Source organism: Roseibium limicola, from assembly GCF_017313085.1.
GTDB classification, from domain to species: Bacteria; Pseudomonadota; Alphaproteobacteria; order Rhizobiales; family Stappiaceae; genus Roseibium; species Roseibium limicola.
Window position 1 is genome coordinate 357,868 of sequence record NZ_JAFLNF010000004.1, and the last position, 23,731, is coordinate 381,598.

A 23,731-nucleotide genomic window follows, 5' to 3' on the forward strand; every position below is an offset into this window, starting at 1 on the left:
TTGGGGCAGGGCGTTCTGGCAGCGCTCTCAGCCGCCGGAAGCGTCTTTCTTCGTCATCTTCGGGCCCACCAGTGCGATGGTTGGTGTCTTGTCACCCAGCAGGCGTTGAGCGGCCTTCTTGACGTCGTCCAGGGTCACCGCTTCGATTTCCGCATTGCGTCGCTCGAAGTAGTCGATGCCGAGGTCTGCATTTTGCAAGGCGACGAGCTGTCGGGCAATCTTGGCCGAACTGTCGAAGCGCAGGGCATAGGAGCCGGTGAGGTACTTCTTGGCGCTGTCCAGCTCGGCTTGGGTCGGCCCTTGCTCGGTCATGCGCTTGAATTGTTCCTGGATCACCTGAACGCTCTCGTCCGCCTTGTCGGCGCGCGTTGCTGCAGAGCCGATCATCAGGCCTCCGGCATTATAAGGTGCCAGCGAGGTGCCGACGCCGTAGGTCAGGCCGCGTTTCTCGCGCACCTCTTCATACAGCCACGAGGTAAACGAGCCGCCGCCGAGAATGTGGTTCATTACATAGGCTGCCTGATAGTCCGGGTCGTCGCGCATGATGCCCGGCAGACCGAAGAGGATCTGCGTCTGCGGCACGTTCATCTCTGCCGAAACCGTCTTGCCGGAGCTGACAATCAGATCCGCAACCGGCGTCAGATCGGCTTTCTCTGGCAGTCCGCCAAAGATCTTGTCGAGCGCCGGGGCCAACGTTGCGGCGTCAATGTCGCCCACGACGCCAATGGTCACTCCGTCCTTGGCCAGAAGCTTCTGATATTGAGTGCGCAGATCATCCGGCGTCAGAGAGCCTTGGCTCTCCACCGTGCCTTCCGTCTTCCAGGTGTAGGGGTGGTCTCCCAGCAGGCTGGAGTACAGCAGATCAGAGGCCTTTTCGCTCGGGTCTTGCTCTGATTGGCGAATGCCGGCGATGAACTGTGTCTTCATCCGCTGTACGGGCTCTTCGTCAAAGCGCGGCTTGTTGAGCGACATTTCGGCCAGATTGAAGGCCTCGTCCCGGTTCGCGGTTAGCGTCCGCAATGTACCGTAGAAATAGTCCTTGCCGGTGTCGTAGCGCAGGGTGACGGAAAGCTCTTCCAGCCGCGCCTGAAACGCCTGCGAAGACAGGTCGCCAGCGCCCTCATCCAGGGTGGCGGCAAGCAAGCGTGTAAGGCCCTGCTTGTCTTCCGGGTCTTGTGCTGCCCCTCCCTCGAAGGAGAAGTTCATGGCGATCAGAGGAATGGTGTGATCTTCCACCAGCCAGGCTTCGATGCCGCCGGGGCTTGTGACTTTCTGGATCTCCACCGCTTGCGCAGTGCTCAGGGCCGCGCCGAGAAAGGCGGTGGCGGTGACCAGGGGTTTCAAAAATGCAGTGACAGACATGGAGTGCTCCTCAGGCTGCCGAATTGTAAAATGTGGCTCAGGTAGGCGTTCGGTTTGCGCGTTGCGCTATCCCTGCTTGTCCTCAGAGGTGGCCGTGGGAGCCTCAGGTTTGGTCAGAAGCCCTGTGACGGCTGGGCCCGAAAGATACTTGCGCGCCACATCCTGCAGCATCCCGGCATCGACTTCCGAAATCCGCTGTGGCCAGGTCTGAACGTCCTTGACGGTCTGTCCGGTGGTCAGGGCAGCGCCGAAGATGCGGGCCAGGGATTGCTGGCTGTCCTGTGCGAAGATGGCCTGGGCAACAAGGCTCTGCTTGGCCTTGGCCAGCTCTTCCTCAGTCACGCCGTTGTCCAGTATCGACTGAAGTTCGCTCTTCAGCAGGGCTTCCATCTCGGCCAGATCGTGACCGGGGGCTGGGCTGGCATAAAGACCGAAACGCCCGTCATCCAGGCTGCCGCTCTGGTAGTAGGCACCGGCTCCGATGGCAATCTTCTTGTCGAGGACGGCGCTCTTGTGCAGTCGGCTGGTCGGACCGTCGCCCAGAATGTAGGACAGCAGGTCCAGTGCTTCGGGCTCCAGGGCTTCGCCTGTGCCGTCGCTGGGCACGATGTAGTTCATGCTGATGGATTCCTGCGTGACGCGGGGGTCAGACATGCTGATCCGGCGCTCGCCGGGAAGCGTTGGCTCTTGCGGGCGCATCCGTGCCCCCGGCTCAGCCCGACGTTCCACCTTGCCATAGGTCTTTTCCGCCAGGGCCTTGACGTCCTCCGGCTCAACGTCACCAGCGATGACGACGACCGCGTTGTTGGGCGTGTAGAACCGGTCATAGAAGGAGATGGCCGAGTCCTTGTTCAGGGCCTCGATTTCGCTCTGCCAGCCGATGACCGGTGAGCCATAAGGATGGTTGACGTATAGCATGGCTGTCAGGGCCTCGCGCAGGCGCGACGAAGGCTCGCTGTCGACGCGCATCCTGCGTTCTTCCAGAACCACCTGCTGCTCGGGTTTCACGACTTCGTCGGTGAGCACCAGATTTTCCATCCGGTCCGCTTCCAGTTCCATCATCAGGGGCAGATGCTCCTTGGCGACGCGTTGGAAATAACCGGTGTAGTCGGAGGTGGTGAAGGCATTCTCCTGACCACCCAACTCGGCGACCGTCTTCGAAAACTCGCCGTCCGGATGGTCCTTGGTGCCCTTGAACATCAGATGTTCGAGAAAGTGTGCAACACCCGACTGACCTTCCGGCTCATCGGCACTGCCGGCCTTGTACCAGATCATATGGGTGACGACCGGCGCGCGATGATCGGGAATGACGACGACCTCGAGGCCATTGTCGAGAGTGAAATCGGTGAGATTTGGGGCGAAAAGCTCGGCAGCCGGGGCCGGTGGGGCCACACTCTCGGCGCGGGCGGTCGGGACGACGGCGGTTGTTGCCATCAGGCCGGTGATCATCGCGGCGCAGGCCAGATGCGTCCAGGTCGGCCGGAGGTTCCTCAAAGGGGTGGGCAACACATCGATCTCCATCTTTTGTTGGTCTTTACCCGGTGATGCGCAAGGCAGCCGAGGTTCGAACCGGGTGGCGACAAGCTATAGGGGCCGAGCAGTGAATACCCGTTAAAGATCGGTCATGTTTGCCGTCCGACAAGAGCTTGAACGGACTTTCTCAAAGCGTGGTGACCAACAAAAAACCCGGCCACTGGGGCCGGGTTTGGGACTGTCGTGATGTCAGGCCGATCAGTTGCGACGGCAGTCGCGATCGTTGCCGCTTCCGCCACCTTCCAGACAACGCATGTCGAGCGGAGCCGAGCTGTAGGGGTCGTAGTTTGTCGGCTTCTTCTCTTCCTTCACTGCTTCAGGCAGGGCCGCCCCGGCAGCTGGAGTGGAGTAGGAGCTCGGCGGTTCGGTCAGAAAGCGGCGAGTGGCCAGCTTGCTGCGGGTTGTGTCCGGCTCGCCCCGGCGCAGGCTTTCCGCGCTGTCGATGGCGTTGGCATTGATGGCCTTCTGCTCGGTCGTTGTCAGTAGGCCACCGGAGATGATTTCTTCGTCGCGGTTCTCGGCGGCGATGTCGCGCTCGCGGTTGCTGCGCACGTTGATGCCACGCATCTGAGCCGGGGTCAGCTTCTTGCCCAGCCGCTCACGTTGCATCGGATCGTTCTCAGCATAGACGGCGCGCACGCGTTCGAGCGATTCATTCTGCTGGCCCTGGGGCCATTCCGGCGACGCCGTGCCGGCGACGGCCGTTTCTGGTTGCGGCAGGTTGGTTGCGTTGGCCGGCATGGCCAGCGGAGCACGCGGCTTGTATTCGATTTGCTTTGCGCGCGGGTCAACAGCCCCCATACCGCTCATGATGCTGTTCATCAGGGCCGTATCCGGGGCCTGAGACGTTCCATCGGCGGCTTGGCATGCAGCCAGCAGAAAGGCCGCTGCCACAATCAGTCCAGCCTGTCGAAGGAAACCCGTCGTCGTCCGCTGCGCCATAGTCCGCTGCACCCCAAAATCCCTTTGTGTCACTGCGTCGACCCTACGTTGGCCGTCTCACCTGTCCAAGCGCTAAGGGCCTGACGGGAGAAAGCAGTTATAAAACTTCATTTTGCGGCTGAATTAGGACCGCCCCTGAAACTGTCATACAGGAGACCCGCCACCCCGGCAACGATCCAGACGTCAGCAAGATTGAAGACGTACCAGGAGAAGTCGCCGATATGGAAGTGAACGAAGTCGACAACCGCGCCATAGGCCAGCCGGTCGATGCCGTTGCCCAGCGCCCCCCCAAGGATCAGTGCCAGGCTGATCACCACAAGCTTTTGCACGCTGCGGACGCTCCAGACCCAAAGGCCGACGGCCACCACAAGGGTGAAGCCGGCCAGAAGCCAACGCCCGAGATCACTGTCCTGCTGCAGAAGACCATAGGAAATACCACGGTTCCACACCAGAACCATGTCGAGAACCGGTAGCACGGGCACCCGGTCCATCACGGTCATCTGCGCTCCGAACAGCACCCAGAGCTTGCTGGCCTGATCGAGGACCAGTCCCACCAGCGTGATCCAGGCGACCAGCTGGCTCTGGGAGCCCCAGAGCCAGCGTCGGGAAAAGCTTCCACCGGTAATCGGCACGCCTGTTTCACTCATTCGTTATCCGTCCCTGTGTCCGGAGCCCATCGATGGCTCAGGCTGCCTGATCATCCGCATCCCATTCACGCAGGGCTTCTGCATCGCGTGGGGTGACATCCGGATAGTCTGGGTCAGAGCCGACGTCCGGCAGGATTTTCCAGGAGCGTGCGCACTTCTGACCTTCGGCCAGACCCGGCACCACGGCCACACCCGGCGTATCTTCCAGGGTAAAGGCCCCTTCCGGTGCTGGTGCATCGGTGATGGTGATCTGGCTGGTGATGGCGATGTCGGCCATGTCCTTGCCGGAAATCGCTTCCAGCAGGTCTACGTCCGTCACATGCACCACCGGGTGCGCTTCCAGGGAGGAGCCGATGCGCTTTTCCCGGCGCTCGATTTCCAGGGCCCCGGTCACCACACGACGGACCGCACGGATCTTCTCCCACTTGGTGGCGAGAGCCGCATCCTTCCAGGCTGCCGGAACATCCGGGAACTGCTGCAGATGCACAGAGGTGTCTTCGCCGAAGCGCGATACCCAGGTCTCTTCCATGGTGAAGGGCAACAGCGGAGCCATCCAGGTGACCAGGCACTTGAACAGCTGTTCGATCACGTAGAGCGATGCCTTGCGGCGCACCGAGGACTTGCCATCGCAATAAAGCGCGTCCTTGCGGATGTCGAAGTAGAAGGCCGACAGATCCACGGTCAGGAACGTGAAGAGGTGATGGAACACCCGCTTGTAGTCGAAGTCCCAATAGGCCTTGCGCACCAGATCGTCCAGCTCCACCAACCGGTGCAGCATCAGACGTTCCAGCTCCGGCATGTCCGCCAGCGCGACTTCCTCGCCGGTCGCGTGGGCGAGCGAACCCAGCATCCAGCGCAGGGTGTTGCGCAGCTTGCGGTAGCTGTCGACGGAGGTCTTGATGATTTCCGGACCGATGCGCTGGTCTTCAGAATAATCGCCAGAGGCTACCCAGAGACGCAGGATATCGGCGCCATATTGCTTGATGATGTCCTGCGGGAACGTTTGGTTGCCGAGGGACTTGGACATCTTGCGTCCATCCTCGGCCATGGTGAAGCCGTGGGTCAACACCGCGTCATATGGTGCATGGCCACGGGTGCCACAGCTCTCCAGCAGGGAGGAGTGGAACCAGCCGCGGTGCTGATCGGAGCCTTCCAGATAAAGCACATAGTCGCCGCCGCCGACGCCCTGACGTTTCGGGTTCAGGTCGTCACGCTGCTCCAGGCAGAAGGCATGGGTGGAGCCGCTGTCGAACCAGACATCCAGGATGTCACGGACCATATCCCATTCGTCCGGGTTGTAGTCCGTACCGAGGAAACGCTCTTTCGCGCCTTCCGCATACCAGGCGTCGGCGCCCTCTGCCTTGAAGGCTTCAAAGATACGGGCGTTGACGCCTTCATCTTTCAACACCTCGGAGGTGTCCTTGTTGATGAAGACGCTGATCGGCACGCCCCAGGCTCGTTGTCGCGACAGCACCCAGTCCGGGCGGTTCTCGATCATTGAGCGCAGACGCTTCTGGCCGGACCCCGGCACGAAACGCGTGTCGTCGATGGCTTTCAGCGCGCGGCCCCGCAGTGTGTCGCCTTCCGCACCGAGATCGCGGTCCATGTAAACGAACCATTGCGGCGTGTTGCGGAAGATGATCGGCTTCTTGGAACGCCAGGAATGCGGATACTGGTGCTTCAGGCGCCCCAGACCGATCAAATTGCCTGCCTGCTTCAGATATTCGATGGAGACCTTGTTGGCCTTGCCTTTTTCACCCTTGTGGGTGATCACCTGGGCGCCGTCGAACCCGGGAGCATCCTTGGTGTAAAAACCGTCATCGGCAACGGTAAAGGGGATCGCGGTGTTGATGCCGCGGGCTTCCAGTTCCTTGGCGTTGGACATCCAGACTTCAAAGTCATCGACGCCGTGGCCCGGTGCCGTGTGCACGAACCCCGTACCGGCTTCATCGGTCACATGATCGCCGGCCAGCAGCGGCACCTCGAACTGGTAGCCGCCGAGATCCAGTTCGGCAAACGGATGGGCCAGGGTCAGCGAAGCCAGTTCGTCGGCCGTCACGGCACGGACCAGCTTGAAATCCTCGATGCGGGCATTCTTGAAAACGTCGGCGACGAGAGCATCGGCCAGCAACAGTGTGTCGCCGGTCTGCACCCAGTTATCATCCGGCAGACCTTCCTGAGTGACTTCATACAGGCCATAGGAAATGCGCGGCGAGAAACAGACGGCGCGGTTGCCCGGCATGGTCCAGGGGGTGGTCGTCCAGATGACGACGGAAGCGTCCATCAGTTGTTCGACGGCTGTCGCGTCTGAGCCACCGGCACCGGTCACCGGGAACTTCACCCAGATCTGGTCGGACTGATGCTCGTGATACTCGATCTCGGCTTCGGCCAGCGCGGTCTTTTCCACGACGGACCACATCACCGGCTTGGAACCGCGATAAAGCTGGCCGGAGGTGGCGAACTTCATCAGCTCGTTGGCGATGACCGCTTCGCTTTCAAAGCGCATCGTCAGATAAGGACTATCCCAGTCGCCCTCGATGCCGAGCCGTTTGAACTCTGACTTCTGGACCCCGATCCAATGCTCGGCGAAGTCGCGGCATTCCTGACGGAATTCGTTGATCGGCACTTCGTCCTTGTTCTTGCCCTTGGCGCGGTACTGTTCCTCGATCTTCCATTCGATCGGCAGACCGTGGCAATCCCAGCCCGGAACATAGTTGCTTTCCCAACCGGTCATCTGCATCGAGCGAGTGACCATGTCCTTCAGCGTTTTGTTCAGCGCGTGGCCGATATGGATGTTGCCGTTGGCATAGGGAGGGCCATCGTGCAGGACGAATTTCTTGCGGCCTTTGCCCTGCTCGCGAAGCTTCTTGTAAAGCTCCATTTCTTCCCAACGCTTGATTAGCTCCGGCTCTTTTTTCGGCAAGCCGGCGCGCATCGGGTAGTCGGTTTTGGGTAGGTTCAGCGTGAGCGAATAGTCACGGGTATCTTTGGATTCGGTCATCGTTCGGTAGATCCGCTTGAAGGACGCGCGGCGCTATTCGGGCGCGTCCTGACAGTCAAACTGTAACGGGCCGTTTGTTAGGAAATGGCCCTCGTGAAAGCTGGAAGGCTCCCGGTCCTTTGGCGCCGCGAGGTGATCGCGTCAGCCGAAGGCCGGGCCGATAATTCGGCGAAGAAGGTGCAAGGACATCAGCACAAAGCGGTCTCGCAGATCCTGAGAGCTAAGGGTCATGGGGTTTGCACATAGCAGGCCTTGGCGCGCGAATAAAGTGCTAACGCGGCTGTGGCGCGGCAAACTCGGTCAGCCACTGTGCTGCAGCTTGCGCTCCCGGTGGGCTATGTAGACGCCGCCGGTGATGATCAGGGCAATTCCCGCCCAGGTCATCGCATCGGGGAAGTCGCTGAAGATCAGGTAGCCGAGGATCGTCGCACTGACGATCTCCAGATATTGCAAGGGAGCCAGCACGCCGGCCTCGCCCTTCTGGAACGCCGTCACGACGAGCCCATGCCCGACGAAGGAAATCGCCCCGATCGCTGCGACCAACCCCAGGTGGGGCAGGGAGGGAACGACAAAGCTGAAATCCTCGGCACCGCTCACAGAACCGATCAGCAGCAGGGTACCCAGGATCAATGTTCCGGCCAGCCCTGCGCTGAACTGAATCGCCAGGAGGTTGTCCGTCCCGGCATATTTGCGGTTGAGCAGCAGATAACAGGCAAAGCAAGAAGCGGTTGCCAGCGGCAGAAGCGCCACCAGCCCCACCTCGGCGAAGCTTGGGCGCAGGATCATCATCGCGCCGACGAGGCCGATCAGGATGGCACCAAGCCGCCGTATGCCGAATTTTTCTTTTAACACCACTGCAGCGAGGATCGTCAGGATCATCGGCTCGACGAAGAAGATCGCCATCGCCGTGGTTACCGGCATGAACTTCACCGCCGTGAAAAAGATCAGCGATGCCATGGCCAGCAGCGTGCCGCGCAGAAAGTTGATACCCGGCCGCTTGCTTTTGATCAGCGCGAACTGCCCGGTGACAGCCGCGAAAACGACGCAAACGACAAGCTGAAAGAAAAACCGCCCAAAGGTCACCTGCAGCGGCGGCATATAACTCGAAAGATACTTCGCTGCGATATCCATCATCGGCAGGATCAGCATGGCCGCCGCCATCAGGCCGACGGCGGCAACACCGTCATTGCCATCGTTTCCGGGCGCGCTGCCCGGCAATGGCGGAACCGGGGTTGCCGGTGGCGTGGCCTGAGGTGTGGTGATCGGTGTGTTGGGCAGGTCCGACATGAGCGCATCCGGCGATTGGGCCGTGTCTGGCCGCAAGAAAAAGGCAGTCTCAATTCGGTCGCACGGACACCTCTGCCGTGCAAGCCGTGCGGTGGAGAATTCTGCCGCAGTCCCTGCGATACCTGCTGCCTGATAAAAGTGACAGTTGAGAGAGCGGAAACTTCTCTGTGCCAAGGATACCGGCGGATGAGACGAAGAGGGTGGAATGTCCTGGATTCAACATGCGCGACGAGGAACCTGGGCAACGCGGGATCGCGTTCTGCCGGCCGCCATCATGGCCCTCGTCACCTATTGCTTTCTGCTGGTGTTTTTGTTCTTGGCCCCGGGGAAGCTTTCAACGCCCGATCTGAGCGCGACAACCAATGATTTTCTGAGTTTCTGGGTCGCGGCCAAGTCCGCCGTGCAGGGAGATCCGGTCACTCCCTATGTCATCAAGGACTTTGCGTTTCTGCAGCAGGAATCTCTCGGGGAAGGGCGGTTCTACTCATTCTTCTATCCGCCGGTCTTTCTGCTTTATCTGCTGCCGCTTGGAGTTCTGAGTGGGGTTGCAGCCTATTTCGCGTTCCAGATCGTCACGATTATTGCCACCGGCGCCTCCCTCAGCGCTATTCTGGGCAGCCGCTACGGTTTTCTTCTGGCTGCTGCCTTGCCGCTGACCATGACCAACGCAGTTTACGGTCAGAACGGTATGTTGAGTGCGGCCTTCCTCGGCGCTGCTTTGGCGGCGCTCGCTGTCAGGCGAGAGATTTTGGCGGGCTTCTTCATTGCTCTGCTGATTTACAAGCCGCAGCTCGGCATCCTGATCCCCTTCGCCCTGATTGCCGGAGGGCACTGGCGCATATTTGCCTCCGCTTCGGTCTGTGCGCTGCTGCTCATTGGCCTGTCGGTCCTGGTGCTGGGGGGCGACGCTTGGCTGGCCTTCTGGGAACAGCGCGAGTTCGCCAGCGGTGTGGTCGCCGAGGGGCTGGTGGACCTGCACAAGTTCATTTCGATCTCTGCCGGGGCTGGGATGCTGGGGGCGCCAACCTGGTTGGCCTATGGCCTGCAGGCGATCGTCAGTCTGAGTGTCTTGGCGCTGGTGGTCTGGACATGGAACAGGCGTAGCGTAGATTTTGCCGACAAGGTGGCCGTTCTGACGGCAGGCAGCTTGCTCGCGACGCCTTTCGCGCTGTGTTACGACTTCGCCATTCTCTGCGTTCCGATAGCGTTTTTCATGGCACGCAGAAAGCGACAAGGGGCCGCCGATTGGGAAGACGGTCTGATGTTCTTGACAGTGTTGCTGGCAACCATCTCACGTGTCGTGGGGGAAATGTACAGCATTCCGCTCGGACCGCTTGCCTGCCTGGTGTTCCTCGCCATACCGCTGCGGCGAATTGTTCTGGGGTCCGGGGTCGGGAAAAATCAGTCGCCGTCGATCACCGGAGGCATCAGCTCGAGGTCCAGATCGCTCAACGGCTGAAGCGAGGCAAGTGCCGCTCGGGCCTCGGCGCTGTCCTGATCCATCTGGGCAATCAGCGCGTCGACGCTGTCGAACTTCTGTTCACCGCGTAAATAGCTGATCAGATGAACCCGTAAGCTCTTACCGTAGAGGTCGGCCTTCATATCGAACAGATGCACTTCCAGAAGCGGCGCACCATTGTCGAAAGTCGGGCGACTGCCGAAGCTGGCGACCCCATCGTGCCAGACGTCGTCAACGCGGACCCGAACGGCATAGATACCCTGCTTCAGCGGACACCCATCACTCAGTCGCAGGTTGGCCGTCGGATATCCGAGATCGCGGCCCCGCTTGTCACCGTGCTGAACCTGCGCGTCGACAAACCAGCGGTAGCCAAGCAAACCATTGGCAAGCGCCAGATCTCCCTCGGCCAAAGCTGTCCGGATGCGCGAGGATGAAATCACCTGTCCGCCTTCATCGCCCTGCGGTTCGATGAGTGTCACGCCGAAGCCCTGGCTCTCGCCTGCTTCGGAGAGAAAGGCCGGGGTACCCTTGCGCGCCTTGCCGAAGTGGAAGTCATATCCAGTGACCGCGTGGGTGATGCCCAGCGTGTCGATGAGGATCGAACGGACAAAGTCTTCTGCTTCGATCCCGGCGAACTCCCGCGTGAAAGGCAGTTCCAGCACCCCGTCCAGACCGGCGGCCTGCAGCAGGTCGGCTCTCTGGGCCGAAGGGCTCAGTCGAAACACCGGGGCCTCTGGAACGAACAGCGTGCGCGGATGCGGCTCGAAGGTCATCGCATAGACCGGACGGTCATGGGTATGACCCAGTTCCAGAGCCGCTTCCAGCACAGCCCTATGCCCACGATGTACACCATCGAAGTTGCCGATGGCCACGATGCCGCGTTGCAGGGCTTCGGGAAAGGCAGACAGGTTCTGAATGACAGAAAAGAAAGGGCTTGGCGAAGCGCGCATGGAGGTCCCTGAAGAGCAGGCAGTCGGAACGGGAGAGTGAAGCATGGGGCATGTTTCCCGTGCTTCCGGCCCCCGGAAGTCGCGGCGAAACTGCCGCCTTGGCGGGAAAAGGTCAAGCAGGCATGGTGTTCTTGCAGACTGCCATCCCCGAAACTCAGGCTCGGCACAGCCTATGGCTGCCTGAGCGATCCTGTTGGATTTCTCTATAGCCTCCTTCAGATCCAGTCGGAGCGGGCTTTGGTCAGTCTCTTGCCTTGTCGGCTTCCCGGCGACTGGGAACCTTGACCAGAGCCTCTCCGGTCAGGACGTTCTGCCCTGCCACCTGACACAGGCATCCCAAACGGGCGCGATGGCCTTTGTCGATCAGCTCCAGAACTTCGACGCTGACTTCCACCTTGTCACCAATATGCACGGGCGCGAGAAATTTTAGTGTCTGGGACAAATAGATGGCACCGGGGCCGGGCAGCCGGGTGCCCAGAACTGCAGAGATCAGGCTGCCGGTGTAAAGGCCGTGGGCGATTCGCGTCTTGAAAGGGGTCTTGGCGGCAAAGTGCTCCGACAGATGAATGGGGTTTCGATCGCCTGATACTTCAGCGAAACCAATGACATCACTGGAGAGAACTTCCTTCGTCAGCGTCTCTTGCATGCCAACTTTCAAGTCTTCGAAATAGAGGCTCTGTAGTTCAAGCATGGTCCCGATTTTCTCCTGTTCAGACGCCGACTGCAGGCTAGGTCCGGGAAGGAAATGCGGCAATTGGCCAAACGAAGCAAAAGATCTCCGCATTAACGGTCTTTTCAGGGGCTTGGGATAATTTGGCGAAAGTGTGGGGAGGCGAGGACACGTTATGTGTCTCTCTCCTTTGAAGTCATTAAGCGCTACCAAGGCCCACGGCCGGGGCCGCGCGGATTTGACAGTATGGAGTAGACAATGGCCCTTGATCTTCAGATGGCGGTCCTGGTCGTCGACGATTACAAGACGATGATCCGTATCATTCGTAACCTGCTGAAGCAGCTCGGTTTCGAAGACATCGACGATGCCGCTGATGGCACGGAAGCTTTGGAAAAAATGAAACAGCGCCGCTATGGCCTGGTCATTTCCGATTGGAACATGGAACCGATGACAGGCTACGAACTGCTGAAGCAGGTTCGGGCGGACAGCGGTTTGAGCAAGACGCCATTCATTATGGTGACGGCGGAGTCCAAGACCGAAAACGTGATTGCAGCGAAAAAGGCGGGTGTGAACAACTACATCGTGAAGCCGTTCAATGCTCAGACCCTCAAGGGTAAGATCGAAGCGGTCTTCGCTGATTAATCGGCCAGTTTAAGAGCGCACTGGAAAACACCAGTGCGGCCTGGCCTTTTGATCTTCGAGAGGATGGAGAGCACTGCACCTCGTGTGCGGTCGATCCGGACGCATATCCGGATGGTAGCCGTTGGTAGGGACGACGGCTTGTGACCCCATCTCACTGCCAGAAAAGGGTAGTCGGCATGGCTGCAATGACAAACGAAAACATGGCCCGCGTGATTGAGTTCCTGCAGGAAAACAAGAACCGTGGCGCGGACGATGTATCGCTGAATGATGTGATGCATCTTGCGGAAGTCATGTCCGGCTCGATGCATGAAGTTCTCTCGGCCGTTCAACCGGGTGTGACGCATGAGCTTCAGCTCATCGCGGGCGAAATCAGCCGGATGAAGAACGAGATCACGTCGCTTCGGGCGAATGACATGAAAACCAGCAAGATCCCAGATGCGGGGCGCGAGCTGGATGCCATTGTCGAGGCCACCGAATCGGCTACCGATACGATCATGCAGGCGGCTGAAGAGATCATGAGCGCCGATACCAGCGATCCGGTCGCTTATCAGGAGTTCGTTTCCAACAAGATGATCGGGATTTTCGAGGCCTGTACGTTTCAGGACATCACAGGCCAGCGGATTTCCAAGGTCGTGGCGACCCTCAATTACATCGATGAGCGCGTCTCCGCTTTTGTCGAGCAGCTGCGCATTCCCGAAGGCTTGGAAGTGCAGGCGGAAGAGACTGAAGAAGAACGCCGTCAGCGTGAGCAGATCCTTCACGGTCCGCAGCATGCCGGCGAAGGCGTTTCCCAGGATGATATCGATGCCATGATGAATGGCAGCGGCTCCCAGGACGATATCGACAAGCTGTTCGACTGACCGCCTGATCGGCGTGAGCATCTGTCTGGAATTCAAAAGGCCACTCGCTTGGGTGGCCTTTTTTGTTCTGACTTACCAGGCCAGGCGCGGGATGGCGGCGCGGGCGCTGAGGCCTTCTTCCGAAAGACGCCTGCGGATCAGACCCTCGTCTGGCGTGTCGGCGGGGCCGAAGTCGGCTGCGTGGATGCCGGCGGTGACGAACAGAACGTCGAGCCCCTGGCTGTCGGCGCCGCGAATATCAGTGGGCAAGCCGTCACCAACGGCCAGAATCTTGGCGTCTTCAACGGTGCGGCCACGAATCTTGGCCAGGTGGGAGCGCGCACTGTCGTAGATCGGCTTGTGCGGCTTCCCGACGATGCTTAGCGGACCACCGAGGTCTTCATACAAACGCCCCAGAGCACCGGCGCACCAGATCAGACGATCACCGCGTTCCACCACGATGTCCGGATTGGCACAAACGAACGGAAGTTTGCGCTTGGCCAGTCGGGCCAGCTGATCGCGGTAGTCGTCCGGGGTTTCTGTTTCGTCGTGGAACAGGCCGGTGCATCCGATCAGATCGGCATCGTCTTCTGACGTCAGCGTGACATCCAGACCTTCGTAAAGCGCCAGATCCCGGTCGGGGCCGAGGTGGAACAGCTTGGAGCCGGGGTGCTTGGCCAGAAGCTCACGTGTCACATCCCCCGAGGTGACGATGTCATCATAAGCCGACAGCGGAACGCCGAGGTTGGCCAGCTGCTCGCGAATCGGCGGGTTGGGGCGCGGTGCGTTGGTAATCAGGACCACAGCTCCGCCGGTTTCCGCCCGATAAGCACTCAAGGCTTCATGAGCCTTCTCGAAAGCGGAGACGCCGTTGTGAAGGACGCCCCACACATCACTCAAAATACCGTCGTATTCTGAAGCGATATCACGTAGGCCGGACACAAGAAGCGGTGAAGAAGCGGTCGTCATAGGTCACTCGGTGGCATGAGGATCTGATAAGATGGGACGGAATCGATTGGCCCGCCGAGCTGGACCATATAGGAAGCCCTGTCGTTTCGAAACTGGAAGAGACAAAAAGGAAGCCTGATGCGGGTGCGGCAACTCGGCGAGAACGTCATCAACCAGATCGCCGCCGGTGAGGTCATCGAGCGGCCGGCCAGTGTGATCAAGGAGTTGGTGGAGAATGCGGTCGACGCCGGTGCGTCGACTGTCGAGATCGTCACGGCTGCTGGCGGCAAGACGCTGATGCGCGTTTCTGATGATGGCCGGGGCATGAACCGCGATGATCTGCAACTCGCCATTCGCCGTCATTGCACTTCCAAGCTGAACGAAGAGGACCTCTTCGACATTCGCAGCCTGGGCTTTCGCGGTGAGGCTCTGCCCTCCATCGGCGCTGTCTCGCGCCTCTCCATTCAGACCCGCCATGCCGATGAAGACCACGCTTGGAGCATCTCGGTGGAGGGGGGAAAGCAGGCCCCCATTGCGCCTGCAGCACGGAGAAAGGGCACGCAGGTCGAGGTCCGGGATTTGTTCTTTGCGACACCTGTCCGGCTGAAGTTCCTGAAGTCCGACAGGGCCGAGGCCGCGGCGATCACCGAAATCGTCCGCCGCATCGCGCTGGCCTATCCTCATGTCGGGTTTTCGTTGTCGGGCGCCGATCGGCAAAGCCTGAATTTCCCCGCAGCCCGTGGCGAGGATGCCCATCTGGCGCGGATCGCCCAGGTGCTGGGCAATGATTTTACCGACAACGCGATGGAGATCGACGCAGCGCGTGAGAATGTCCGTCTCTCCGGCTTTGCCGGTCTGCCCACCTATCATCGTGGCAATGCGCAGCATCAGTTTTTCTTCGTCAACGGGCGTCCGGTGAAAGACAAGCTGCTGCTCTCCGGCCTGCGCGGTGCCTATGCCGACGTGCTGGCACGTGACCGCCATCCGGTTGTGGTGCTGTTCATCGAGGTCGAGCCGGGACTGGTCGATGTCAACGTTCATCCGGCCAAGGCGGATGTCCGCTTTCGCGATGGTCAGCTGGTGCGCGGTCTTCTGGTCGGTTCGATCAAGCAGGCACTTGTCCAGTCCGGTCATCGGTCGTCGACCGCCAACGCGGCTGTCGCGTTGGATGCCTTACGCGGATCTGGCGGCGCAGGCACCGCCGCTGGAGCCGGGAACGCTGGAGGCTATGGCGGCTGGTACCCAGAGCGTCAGACCGGCTTCAATGCGGCGCAGGCATTTCGTCCTGCTGCCTCAGCCTTTGAGCGGGTTGATCCGGGGACTGGAGAAGTGCATGAGGGTCCAGCTGGCTACGCCACCGCCTTTGATCTGCGCGAGCCAGAGACTGCAGCCTATGATGCGGTCGGCTTTGCTGGGGCTTCGCCCCCTGTAGGTCAGGCGGGGCTTGCTGGTCTTGCGATCCCTTCCGCTGATGCGCGCGCCCATGAAGTGCCTGTCGATGAGATTCGCACACGCCTGCCATTGGGCGCTGCCCGCGCGCAGGTGCATGAAACCTACCTGATTGCGCAGACAGAAGACGGCATGGTGATTGTCGATCAGCATGCCGCCCATGAACGCCTTGTCTATGAACGCCTGAAGGATGCGTTGGCCCGACGCGACGTGCCGCGTCAGATGCTGCTGATTCCGGAAGTAATCGAGTTGCCGGAGGAGGATGTCGCCCGTCTGGCGGAGCGCGCCGAAGACCTGGAGCAGGTCGGTCTGTCGCTGGAGGCCTTTGGTCCCGGTGCCATTGCCGTGCGCGAAACTCCGGCGATGCTGGGCGATATGGATATTCGTGGTCTGGTGCTGGAGCTGGCCGACGAGCTGACCGAGTGGGAAACCGCCGACGGCGTGCGCGAGCGGCTCGACCATGTCGCTGCCACGATGGCTTGCCATGGCTCGATTCGTGCTGGGCGCCGCATGCGTCCGGAGGAGATGGACGCCCTGTTGCGGGAGATGGAAGCCACCCCCCTGTCGGGCCAGTGCAATCATGGTCGCCCCACCTGGGTGGAGCTCAAGCTGACAGACATCGAAAAGCTTTTCGGGCGCAAGTAGGGCATTGAGAGCTCTCCGGAATGCGCCCGATCAGACGCTGTCTTTCTGGGCCGCCTTAAGGGCCTGAAGCGGGCTGGCATTGCCATCGGATCCGGGGGTGTGTCCAGCCAAGGCAAGGGCGATGTCCGGTGCCACGCGCCGCACAGTGGTGGCAATCGGCTTCGGTTTTCCGATGAAATAGCCCTGCAATTCGTCACAGCCGCTGGCCTTGAGGAACAGCAGGTTGGCCATGTCCTCCACGCCTTCCGCCACGATGGTCATGTTCAACGCTTTGCCCAGCCGCACCACCGTGTCGATGATCGCGTGGGTGTTGGTGTTGTAACCCCGGTCCTTGATGAACGAGCGGTCGATCTTGATCGTGTCGAAGGGAAACCGGCTGAGATATCCCAGAGAGGAATATCCGACGCCGAAGTCGTCGAGGGCGATTTTTACACCGGTCTGCTTCAGCGATGTCAGGATGCTCAACGCCCGCGCGTCGTCCTCGATCAGCAGGTTCTCGGTTATTTCCAGTTCAAGGCGTTTGGCCGGAACACCGCTGTCCTCGATGCTGCGGCGCACCTCGTCGGCAAAATCGTTGTCGCGGAACTGCACTGGCGAAACATTGACGCTGATGCGTGCGTCTGGAAGATGCTCCCGGGCATCGTTCAAGGCGGTGTGCAAAACCCATTTGCCAATCGGGATGATCTGGCCGGAGCTTTCCGCCACTGGGATGAATTCGGCCGGACTGATGATGCCGCGCTCCGGGTGGTTCCAGCGGATCAGCGCCTCGTAGGAGGTGATGCTGCCGCTGGCCAAATCCAGACGCGGCTGGTAGTAGAGTTCGAACTGCTGTTCGGAAATGGCGTCATGCAGGTCTTCCTCCAGCAGACGACGCTGGCGGACTGCATCGCCCATTCCCTCCTGGAACATGCAGTAGGTCGCCCGACCGTTGCTCTTTGCCTCATACAGGGCAATGTCGGCATTGGCGACGAGGGTCTCGCCGACCATATCGTGCTTGCGGTCGAGGATGGCGACGCCGATGCTGGCATGTGGCCGCAGGATAAGACCGTCACCACAGTCGATGGGTTCGGACAGGATTTGCAGGAACCGGTGCGCCATGTCCGCCGCCTGGTTGGCGAACTCTATGTTGCGCTGGATGATGGCAAATTCGTCGCCACCCAGCCGGGCAATCAAGTCCTTCGGGCGTGAATGGGACCGCAATCGGTCTGCTGTGGTCCGGATCACCTTGTCGCCGATCGGGTGGCCGTGCAGATCGTTGATATCCTTGAACCGATCCAGATCAAGCAGCAGCAGGGCTGACGTTTCTCCGTTCTGCTGACAGCGCTCCAGCGCCTGGTTCAGCTCCGCATTGAAGACGGCCCGGTTTGGCAGGTCTGTCAGAGGGTCATGCTGGGCCAGATGCAGGATCTGGGCTTGCGCTTCCTTGCGGGCGCGCAGATCGACCAGAGCAGACACGCGCGTCGGCGTACCGCGATAAGAAATCACCCGCGTACGGATCTCGACGGGAATGCTCTCTCCGTCGCGGTTGACCAGGTCCATTTCCCTGGGCTCGCGCTCCGCCTTGATCAGATGACTTTCCAGCGTTCCGGCCAGATCCGATTGCACGAACTCGTAAAGCCCGCGCATCTTCAGGTCTTCGATGCTGTGCCCCAGTAGGTCTTCCAGAGCAGCATTTCCGTCGAGAATCCGGCCGTCAACGGAGATGACGATTGCATCGAAAGTGGCATTGGCCAGTGCGGACAGGCGTTCAGCCTCTTCACGTGAGCGCTTGGCATCTTCTGCCTTGTGCAGGGCGATCTCCTCCGACTGGATTGTCTCCATCAGGGCGTTGAACAGTCGGGTTACGCGTTCGCTGTCGTCGCCTGGTGTGACCTGCAGGCGCAGATTGAGATCAGCGCGACCGGCAATCACCTTGTCGAGGGCATCTTCCACATGTCCAATGCCAAGGCGCGTGCCGTGTTCGGCCTCGTTCATGCCCATCTCTTCTTCCGCGGGACGCACTCTCAGCGGCATGAAGATCTTGATCACGCGCAGCAGGAGGATGGCCGAACAGAAGCACCAGATGAAATTGAGGCCGATGCCTTCCAGCTGAACCAGCAGCTGGTCGAGCGTATTGCCCAGGGGCAGCCGGTCATTTGGTGCCAGCAGCGCCAGTCCGGCAGTGCCGACTATGCCGGCGAAGGCATGAACGCCGACGGCGCCAACCGGATCATCCACCTTCAGGTAGCGTTCCAGAAGGTTGGTCGCCACCAGAGCCACGACGCCGCCAATGATGCCAATGGCAAAGGCCCCGGCAGGCGTGAGAATGTGACAACCGGCAGTAACCGCGACCAAACCACCAAGCAGGCCCGACAAGGTGCGTTCCGGCAGAATGACCCGGTCCACCGCCAGGCAGTAGAGATAACCGCCGACACCCCCGGCGGCGGCCGCCAGAACGGTGTTGGCGATGATATGCGCAATGTCGGGTGTGACGGAGAGGGTCGAACCGCCGTTGAAGCCGATCCAGCCGACAAACAGCAGCAGTCCGCCGGTTGTCGCCAGGACGGAACTATGTCCCTGGATGCGTGCCGGTTTGCCTTTTGCATTGAACTTGCCGATGCGCGGCCCGATCATCAAGACTGCGGCAAGAGCAATCCAGCCCCCGGTGCCATGCACGACGGTGGAGCCGGCGAAGTCGACAAATCCTTTGTTGGCAAGATAGGCGCTGTCATTGGGATAAAGCGCGCTGCCCCAGGCCCAATGGGTGAAGATCGGATAGATCAGGGCGGCGGTGCCGATAGAGCACCAGATGTAGACCGAAAGCCGCATGCGTTCGGCGACGGCGCCGGAAATGATCGTCGCAGCCGTTCCACAGAACATCACCTGGAAGCCGAAGAAGGCATATTCCCAGGGTTCCAGCGACTGAAGCACGAAGAAGCGTTCGTCGATGCCGATGGGAAAGCCGTTGCCGCGGCCAAAGGCCACCATGAAGCCGACTGCGGCGAAAAGCATCACGGAGAAGGCGAAGTCGAGCAGGTTCTTCTGCGCCACATTGATGGAATTCTTTGAGCGAACCAGCCCGGCTTCAAGCAGCATGAAGCCGACTTGCATCAACAGCACGAGTGCTGCGGAAATCATCACCCAGGACAGGTCGAGATACGACTGCAGCATGGCGTGTCCGCCTGCAATGTCCTGTCCCCAAGCCGGTGTCATTCCCGCGGTGGCGATGGTGGTCGCCACACCGGTGCCCACGCCAAACCAGGTTCGCAATTCCATTGGTTTTCTTCCCACAGCCCGAATTTCAGACGCTCAGGTTTGTCGGAAAGGGTTAACCATAGGTATTATTCTCATATAAAAGGCGCGAAACGACAGAAAAATAAGATGCTTTTAGAATGACCTAGCGAGAGTTGGTTATTTGCTGAACATCTATATTCCAAATTTGCTTAAAAATTAATCTCGTTAACATTTCAGTAATGTAGATGAAAGTGAATTTACGTTACGTAGCTTTACTCCTGCGTGATTGGGCATGTATTCGTCTATAAAAGAACTGCAGCGACTTAAGGGCGCCTCAGCAAAAAGAAACGCCGTAGAATGTCGGCAGACGCCGTTTCAGCAATGCCGGAATAGACCTCCGGGGCATGGTGGCAGGTGGGTTGTGCATAAAGCCTCGCGCCATGATCGACACCGCCGCCTTTCTCATCTCCGGCGCCATAGTAAAGCCGGCGGATGCGGGCGAAGGAAATGGCCGTAGCGCACATCGGGCAGGGTTCCAGCGTGACATAGAGGTCGCACTCCGGCAGGCGCTGCGATCCGCGGATCTTGCAGGCCTCGCGGATCACCAGAACTTCTGCATGGGCTGTCGGGTCATTCAGCTCGAGCGTCCGGTTGCCGGCGCTTGCGATGATTTCTCCTTCGCAGACCAGCACGGCGCCGATGGGTACCTCCCCACGTTTTTCCGCCAGACCGGCCTGCTTCAGGGCTTCATCCATGAAGCTGGTGCGGGGAGAAGGATCTGAAGTTTTTGCCATGGGAGCGCTTGGATCGTCGGTTTCTGGCATGCAATTGGTCCGAATTGCGCAGGAAAGGACGGATTGACTGAAATTGCCTATACCGCAAAGCCGCGCGCTCTGATATGACGCGGCACACGTTTTAAAAACAAGGTCGAAATCCCGGTTTTCCCGTTAGCCGTCAGACAGGCATGGCGGAGGGACTGCCATTCAAGGCAATTGCCGGTGGATATGACCTCATACAGCGGCAAGACGACACATGAGTGAAGACAAGAAGACTGGCGATCGCAAGCGCCCAGGTAGCAAACCGACGCGTCCGGGACACAAGGGGCCAGGCAATCGCTCCGACAGCCGGTCTGATAACCGGTCTGGCGGCCGCTCCGAGGGCCGTTCCAGCGGTCGTTCCGGGGAACGCTCCGAAAACCGCTTCGGCAAGGAAGCCGGCAGAGGCGGCGGTTTCAAGCCGCGCGACGATGCCGCCAAAGGTCCCTTCAAGAAGGCTGGCTTCAAGAAGAATGACGGCCCCAAGCGCGGCGCTGGAAAGCCCCGCTCTGATTCACGTTCGGCGGCGATCAAGCAGGACGACAACAACGCACCGCTGGATCCGACAAAGGGCGAACGCATTGCCAAGGTAATGGCGCGCGCCGGTCTGTGCTCGCGTCGCGATGCAGAAGTCTGGATTGCCAATGGCCGTGTTGAGCTGAACGGCAAGCTGCTGGAAACGCCGGCGGTAACGGTCACAGGCAAGGACCAGGTTCTTGTCGATGGCGAGCCGATGCCGACCCGGGAGCGCACCCGTCTTTGGCTCTATCACAAGCCGCGCGGTCTGGTGACCACCAATAAGGATCCGGAAGGTCGCAAGACTGTCTTTGAACGCCTGCCGGCAGAATTGCCGCGCGTTCTGGCGGTTGGCCGTCTGGACATCAACACCGAAGGCCTGCTGCTGCTGACCAACGACGGGGGACTGGCCCGTGTGCTGGAGCTACCGGCCACTGGCTGGCTGCGGCGCTACAAGGTCCGTGCCTATGGCAAGGTGACCCAGCCCGATCTCGATACGCTGACCGAAGGCGTGGCCATCGATGGCGTGCTTTATGGCGCCATCGAAGCGACGCTTGACAAGGAGCAGGGCGACAACGTCTGGCTCAGCGTCAATTTGCGTGAAGGCAAGAATCGCGAAGTGAAGCGGGTGCTTGAGCATCTCGGTCTGACCGTCAACCGGTTGATCCGTCTCTCCTTTGGTCCGTTCCAGCTGATGGATCTGACAGAGGGGGAGGTGCGCGAGATCCGGGGCCGTGTTCTGCGGGATCAGCTTGGCGACAAGCTGGCCGAAGAAGCAGGTGCCGATTTCGACGCGCCGATCTTCAACAATGCCCCGGCCGAGGAGGCTGAGAAGCCGACGGCACGCGCGCCTGCTGGCGGTGGTCGCAAGGACGGCGGCAAACGCGGTGGCGGTGAGTGGATGAGCGCCAAGGAAGGCGCTTCCGCTGCCTACAGTCGCAAGCCACGCCGTGATGGCGAGGGCCGCGGTGACGCACGCGCTGATAGTCGTCGCGACAGCCGCACTGATACGCGTGGCGACAAGCCGTTTGGTGGCCAGAAGTCAGGTGGACGCAAGAACCAGGGTGACCGTCAGCAGAAAGTGTCTCCGCGCAGCAGCTTCCGAGTGACTTCTGACCAGCCGAAACGCGCCCAGTCGAGTTTTGACGCGCCGCCGCCGCCTCAGCGGCGCATCTGGGGTGAAGAAGGCCGTTTGGATGACAAGCAGCAGGAACGCCGCACCAGCCGAGACAACAGCAAGAGGCCGCCTCGTGATGGCGACAGCCGTCCGTCTCGCGATGGTAACAGCCGACCGTCCCGCGATGACGGTGCCAGTCGCCCGTTCCGTGGCAAGAGCGGGCCGCGTCGGGGGCGTGATTAATGCGCGTCGTCGCAGGTCGCTTCAAGGGAACAGCCCTGGCAACACCGAAAAGCCAGGGCACACGCCCGACCAGTGACCGTCTGCGCGAGACGATCTTCAACATTCTCGCCCATGGGCTTCAGGTTGATCTTGAGGGACTCCGGGTGCTGGATCTGTTCGCAGGGACCGGCGCTCTGGGGATTGAGGCGATCAGCCGTGGCGCACGCCATTGCACCTTCATTGAAGAGGGTGCAGAAGCGCGCGGTGTGATCCGCAGCAACATGGAAACGCTGGGCCTGAATGGCGTTTCCAAGGTTTTCCGCCGCGATGCGACCCGCTTGGGCAGTGCCGGCAACATAGAACCTTTCGATCTGGTGTTTGCGGACCCGCCCTATGATCAGGGCCTGGGTGAAAAGGCGCTGGAATCGTCTCTCGTCGGCGGCTGGGTCAAGCCAGGCACAATCTGTGTTCTGGAAGAGCGAGACAGCGCGATCATTCAACTGCCGTCCGGCTTTGAAGAGCTGGATCAACGCAGCGTTGGCGACAGTCAGGTGATCTTCTGCAAGGTCTCAGACTAGCTTGTGCCTTCACGACCTCAAAGCGACTGGCGCGGCTCGCCGCACCAGTGGCACCTCTTCCAGTTTACGGATCATTGAAAATACCGTTGCCGCCTTCGGGCTGCATCACATGCACAGTGGTCTTTAAAGGCAGGCTGGCGCGCGAGACGACGAAGCGCGGGTCTTCGGCCTGCTGAACCAGATAGCCCGCTTCCACGGCCCGGCGCAGAAAGCCCGGCAATGCACCATGGAAGTGGAAGTGCATCGGCACGACCAGCGACGGCTGGATGGCTTGCAACACCTGCATCAGGCTCTCCTGCCGCAGGGTGGACGAATTGTCGATTGCGGCGAACACGATATCGATCTGTCCCAGCCGCATCAGGTCCTCCTCCGTCAACTTGTGATGCAAATGCCCCAGATGGGCGATGCACAGGTCTGCTACTTCAAACACGAAGATCGAATTGCCCAGCCGCTGCACATCCCCATCCCAACTGCGGATGTTGGTCTGGATGTTGCGCACCCGCACGTCTTGCACCAGCAGATCATGGTCGATCGGGCCGCCCTGTGGGTTCCAGCCATAAAGCAGATGCTGGATCTCCGGATCAGGTCGGCGGCTGTTATGGGTGGAATGGGCGCCGTTCATTGTGGCGATGGTCGGCGAGAACTCGGGTCGGTAGGTGTCGTTGTAATCTGTGGCAATCCGCACGCCCTGCGGCGTCGTGAGTTCGAAGGTGGAATGGCCGATGTAGCGGATCTGGATTTCACTTGGCGCAAGCGATGCCTTCCACACGCGGGCTTCGGGTTGCGGGCTTCGGGCCACTAGTTGGCAGACAGCTTGGGCTGGTCCGGCGAGCCCGCTGGCGACCGCCAGGCACAGCACGGCGCAAAGACGTCGAAACCCAGGTCCGCCGAAATGC

At 60.3% G+C, this 23,731-nt stretch carries 18 protein-coding genes; 6 read left to right on the forward strand and 12 right to left on the reverse strand.

The genetic code is table 11. The features are described 5' to 3' along the window. Positions 1 to 27: 27 nt before the first annotated feature. The 6 genes from J0X15_RS11520 to J0X15_RS11545 form a co-directional block, all read right to left on the reverse strand. Positions 28 to 1,362, reverse strand: coding sequence for a M16 family metallopeptidase (locus J0X15_RS11520; RefSeq protein ID WP_206940793.1), 1,335 nt, complete (start codon positions 1,360 to 1,362; stop codon positions 28 to 30). Between the two features lie 66 nt (positions 1,363 to 1,428). Next, positions 1,429 to 2,796: a M16 family metallopeptidase gene (locus J0X15_RS11525; RefSeq protein ID WP_408015342.1), complete on the reverse strand. Its 1,368-nt coding sequence runs from the start codon at positions 2,794 to 2,796 to the stop codon at positions 1,429 to 1,431. A gap of 297 nt (positions 2,797 to 3,093) precedes the next feature. Next, entirely contained in the window at positions 3,094 to 3,837 is a 744-nt protein-coding gene (locus J0X15_RS11530) for a hypothetical protein (protein ID WP_206940794.1), read from the reverse strand. 107 nt (positions 3,838 to 3,944) lie between these two features. Then, a complete protein-coding gene (gene lspA / locus J0X15_RS11535) occupies positions 3,945 to 4,484 on the reverse strand; it encodes a signal peptidase II (protein ID WP_206940797.1) in 540 nt (179 codons plus the stop codon). Positions 4,485 to 4,521: 37 nt separating this feature from the next. Next, the gene (ileS, locus tag J0X15_RS11540) at positions 4,522 to 7,485 is read right to left on the reverse strand and encodes an isoleucine--tRNA ligase (RefSeq protein ID WP_206940799.1); all 2,964 of its coding nucleotides are present in this window, start codon (positions 7,483 to 7,485) and stop codon (positions 4,522 to 4,524) included. A gap of 300 nt (positions 7,486 to 7,785) precedes the next feature. Then, positions 7,786 to 8,772, reverse strand: coding sequence for a DMT family transporter (locus J0X15_RS11545; protein ID WP_231710378.1), 987 nt, complete (start codon positions 8,770 to 8,772; stop codon positions 7,786 to 7,788). A 205-nt stretch (positions 8,773 to 8,977) separates the two neighbouring features. On the opposite strand from J0X15_RS11545, the gene J0X15_RS11550 reads away from it, so the two are divergent. Continuing rightward, positions 8,978 to 10,231, forward strand: coding sequence for a glycosyltransferase family 87 protein (locus J0X15_RS11550; protein ID WP_206940802.1), 1,254 nt, complete (start codon positions 8,978 to 8,980; stop codon positions 10,229 to 10,231). Here J0X15_RS11550 and J0X15_RS11555 read toward each other — a convergent pair. Together J0X15_RS11555 and J0X15_RS11560 are read right to left on the reverse strand one after the other, a co-directional pair. Then, complete coding sequence (locus J0X15_RS11555; protein ID WP_206941040.1) at positions 10,174 to 11,181, reverse strand: bifunctional riboflavin kinase/FAD synthetase; 1,008 nt, start codon at positions 11,179 to 11,181, stop codon at positions 10,174 to 10,176. The genes J0X15_RS11550 and J0X15_RS11555 overlap by 58 nt on opposite strands. A gap of 241 nt (positions 11,182 to 11,422) precedes the next feature. After that, a complete protein-coding gene (locus J0X15_RS11560) occupies positions 11,423 to 11,872 on the reverse strand; it encodes a MaoC family dehydratase (protein ID WP_206940805.1) in 450 nt (149 codons plus the stop codon). 237 nt (positions 11,873 to 12,109) lie between these two features. On the opposite strand from J0X15_RS11560, the gene J0X15_RS11565 reads away from it, so the two are divergent. Both J0X15_RS11565 and J0X15_RS11570 read left to right on the forward strand, forming a co-directional pair. Beyond that, positions 12,110 to 12,493 (forward strand): response regulator, encoded by a 384-nt coding sequence (locus J0X15_RS11565; RefSeq protein ID WP_206940807.1) that lies wholly within the window; start codon positions 12,110 to 12,112, stop codon positions 12,491 to 12,493. Positions 12,494 to 12,669: 176 nt separating this feature from the next. Next, the gene (locus J0X15_RS11570) at positions 12,670 to 13,353 is read left to right on the forward strand and encodes a chemotaxis protein (RefSeq protein WP_206940809.1); all 684 of its coding nucleotides are present in this window, start codon (positions 12,670 to 12,672) and stop codon (positions 13,351 to 13,353) included. 72 nt (positions 13,354 to 13,425) lie between these two features. Here the strand turns inward: J0X15_RS11570 and J0X15_RS11575 are convergent, their stop codons facing one another. Beyond that, entirely contained in the window at positions 13,426 to 14,301 is an 876-nt protein-coding gene (locus tag J0X15_RS11575) for a TIGR01459 family HAD-type hydrolase (RefSeq protein ID WP_206940811.1), read from the reverse strand. 117 nt (positions 14,302 to 14,418) lie between these two features. On the opposite strand from J0X15_RS11575, the gene mutL reads away from it, so the two are divergent. Beyond that, positions 14,419 to 16,374 carry a DNA mismatch repair endonuclease MutL gene (mutL, locus tag J0X15_RS11580; protein WP_206940813.1) on the forward strand — a complete coding sequence of 652 codons (1,956 nt, stop codon included), beginning with the start codon at positions 14,419 to 14,421 and terminating at the stop codon, positions 16,372 to 16,374. 30 nt (positions 16,375 to 16,404) lie between these two features. On the opposite strand, the gene amt is transcribed toward mutL, so the two are convergent. Then, positions 16,405 to 19,629 (reverse strand): ammonium transporter, encoded by a 3,225-nt coding sequence (gene amt / locus J0X15_RS11585; RefSeq protein ID WP_209015265.1) that lies wholly within the window; start codon positions 19,627 to 19,629, stop codon positions 16,405 to 16,407. A gap of 281 nt (positions 19,630 to 19,910) precedes the next feature. Further along, entirely contained in the window at positions 19,911 to 20,381 is a 471-nt protein-coding gene (locus tag J0X15_RS11590; protein WP_231710379.1) for a nucleoside deaminase, read from the reverse strand. Positions 20,382 to 20,619: 238 nt separating this feature from the next. Between J0X15_RS11590 and J0X15_RS11595 the strand changes: the two genes are divergently transcribed. Both J0X15_RS11595 and rsmD read left to right on the forward strand, forming a co-directional pair. Beyond that, complete coding sequence (locus J0X15_RS11595) at positions 20,620 to 22,278, forward strand: pseudouridine synthase (RefSeq protein WP_206940816.1); 1,659 nt, start codon at positions 20,620 to 20,622, stop codon at positions 22,276 to 22,278. Beyond that, positions 22,278 to 22,835 (forward strand): 16S rRNA (guanine(966)-N(2))-methyltransferase RsmD, encoded by a 558-nt coding sequence (gene rsmD, locus J0X15_RS11600; RefSeq protein WP_206940817.1) that lies wholly within the window; start codon positions 22,278 to 22,280, stop codon positions 22,833 to 22,835. The genes J0X15_RS11595 and rsmD overlap by 1 nt, the downstream gene beginning before the upstream one ends. Positions 22,836 to 22,899: 64 nt before the next feature. On the opposite strand, the gene J0X15_RS11605 is transcribed toward rsmD, so the two are convergent. Then, entirely contained in the window at positions 22,900 to 23,604 is a 705-nt protein-coding gene (locus J0X15_RS11605) for an MBL fold metallo-hydrolase (RefSeq protein ID WP_209015266.1), read from the reverse strand. Positions 23,605 to 23,731 lie beyond the last annotated feature (127 nt).

Coding starts and splice junctions, on each gene's coding strand:
- J0X15_RS11520 (WP_206940793.1), bottom strand. CDS start 1,362: ATGTCTGTCACTGCATTTTTGAAACCCCTGGTCACCGCCACCGCCTTT.
- J0X15_RS11525 (WP_408015342.1), bottom strand. CDS start 2,796: ATGGCAACAACCGCCGTCGTCCCGACCGCCCGCGCCGAGAGTGTGGCC.
- J0X15_RS11530 (WP_206940794.1), bottom strand. CDS start 3,837: ATGGCGCAGCGGACGACGACGGGTTTCCTTCGACAGGCTGGACTGATT.
- lspA (WP_206940797.1), bottom strand. CDS start 4,484: ATGAGTGAAACAGGCGTGCCGATTACCGGTGGAAGCTTTTCCCGACGC.
- ileS (WP_206940799.1), bottom strand. CDS start 7,485: ATGACCGAATCCAAAGATACCCGTGACTATTCGCTCACGCTGAACCTA.
- J0X15_RS11545 (WP_231710378.1), bottom strand. CDS start 8,772: ATGTCGGACCTGCCCAACACACCGATCACCACACCTCAGGCCACGCCA.
- J0X15_RS11550 (WP_206940802.1), top strand. CDS start 8,978: ATGTCCTGGATTCAACATGCGCGACGAGGAACCTGGGCAACGCGGGAT.
- J0X15_RS11555 (WP_206941040.1), bottom strand. CDS start 11,181: ATGCGCGCTTCGCCAAGCCCTTTCTTTTCTGTCATTCAGAACCTGTCT.
- J0X15_RS11560 (WP_206940805.1), bottom strand. CDS start 11,872: ATGCTTGAACTACAGAGCCTCTATTTCGAAGACTTGAAAGTTGGCATG.
- J0X15_RS11565 (WP_206940807.1), top strand. CDS start 12,110: ATGGCCCTTGATCTTCAGATGGCGGTCCTGGTCGTCGACGATTACAAG.
- J0X15_RS11570 (WP_206940809.1), top strand. CDS start 12,670: ATGGCTGCAATGACAAACGAAAACATGGCCCGCGTGATTGAGTTCCTG.
- J0X15_RS11575 (WP_206940811.1), bottom strand. CDS start 14,301: ATGACGACCGCTTCTTCACCGCTTCTTGTGTCCGGCCTACGTGATATC.
- mutL (WP_206940813.1), top strand. CDS start 14,419: ATGCGGGTGCGGCAACTCGGCGAGAACGTCATCAACCAGATCGCCGCC.
- amt (WP_209015265.1), bottom strand. CDS start 19,629: ATGGAATTGCGAACCTGGTTTGGCGTGGGCACCGGTGTGGCGACCACC.
- J0X15_RS11590 (WP_231710379.1), bottom strand. CDS start 20,381: ATGGCAAAAACTTCAGATCCTTCTCCCCGCACCAGCTTCATGGATGAA.
- J0X15_RS11595 (WP_206940816.1), top strand. CDS start 20,620: ATGAGTGAAGACAAGAAGACTGGCGATCGCAAGCGCCCAGGTAGCAAA.
- rsmD (WP_206940817.1), top strand. CDS start 22,278: ATGCGCGTCGTCGCAGGTCGCTTCAAGGGAACAGCCCTGGCAACACCG.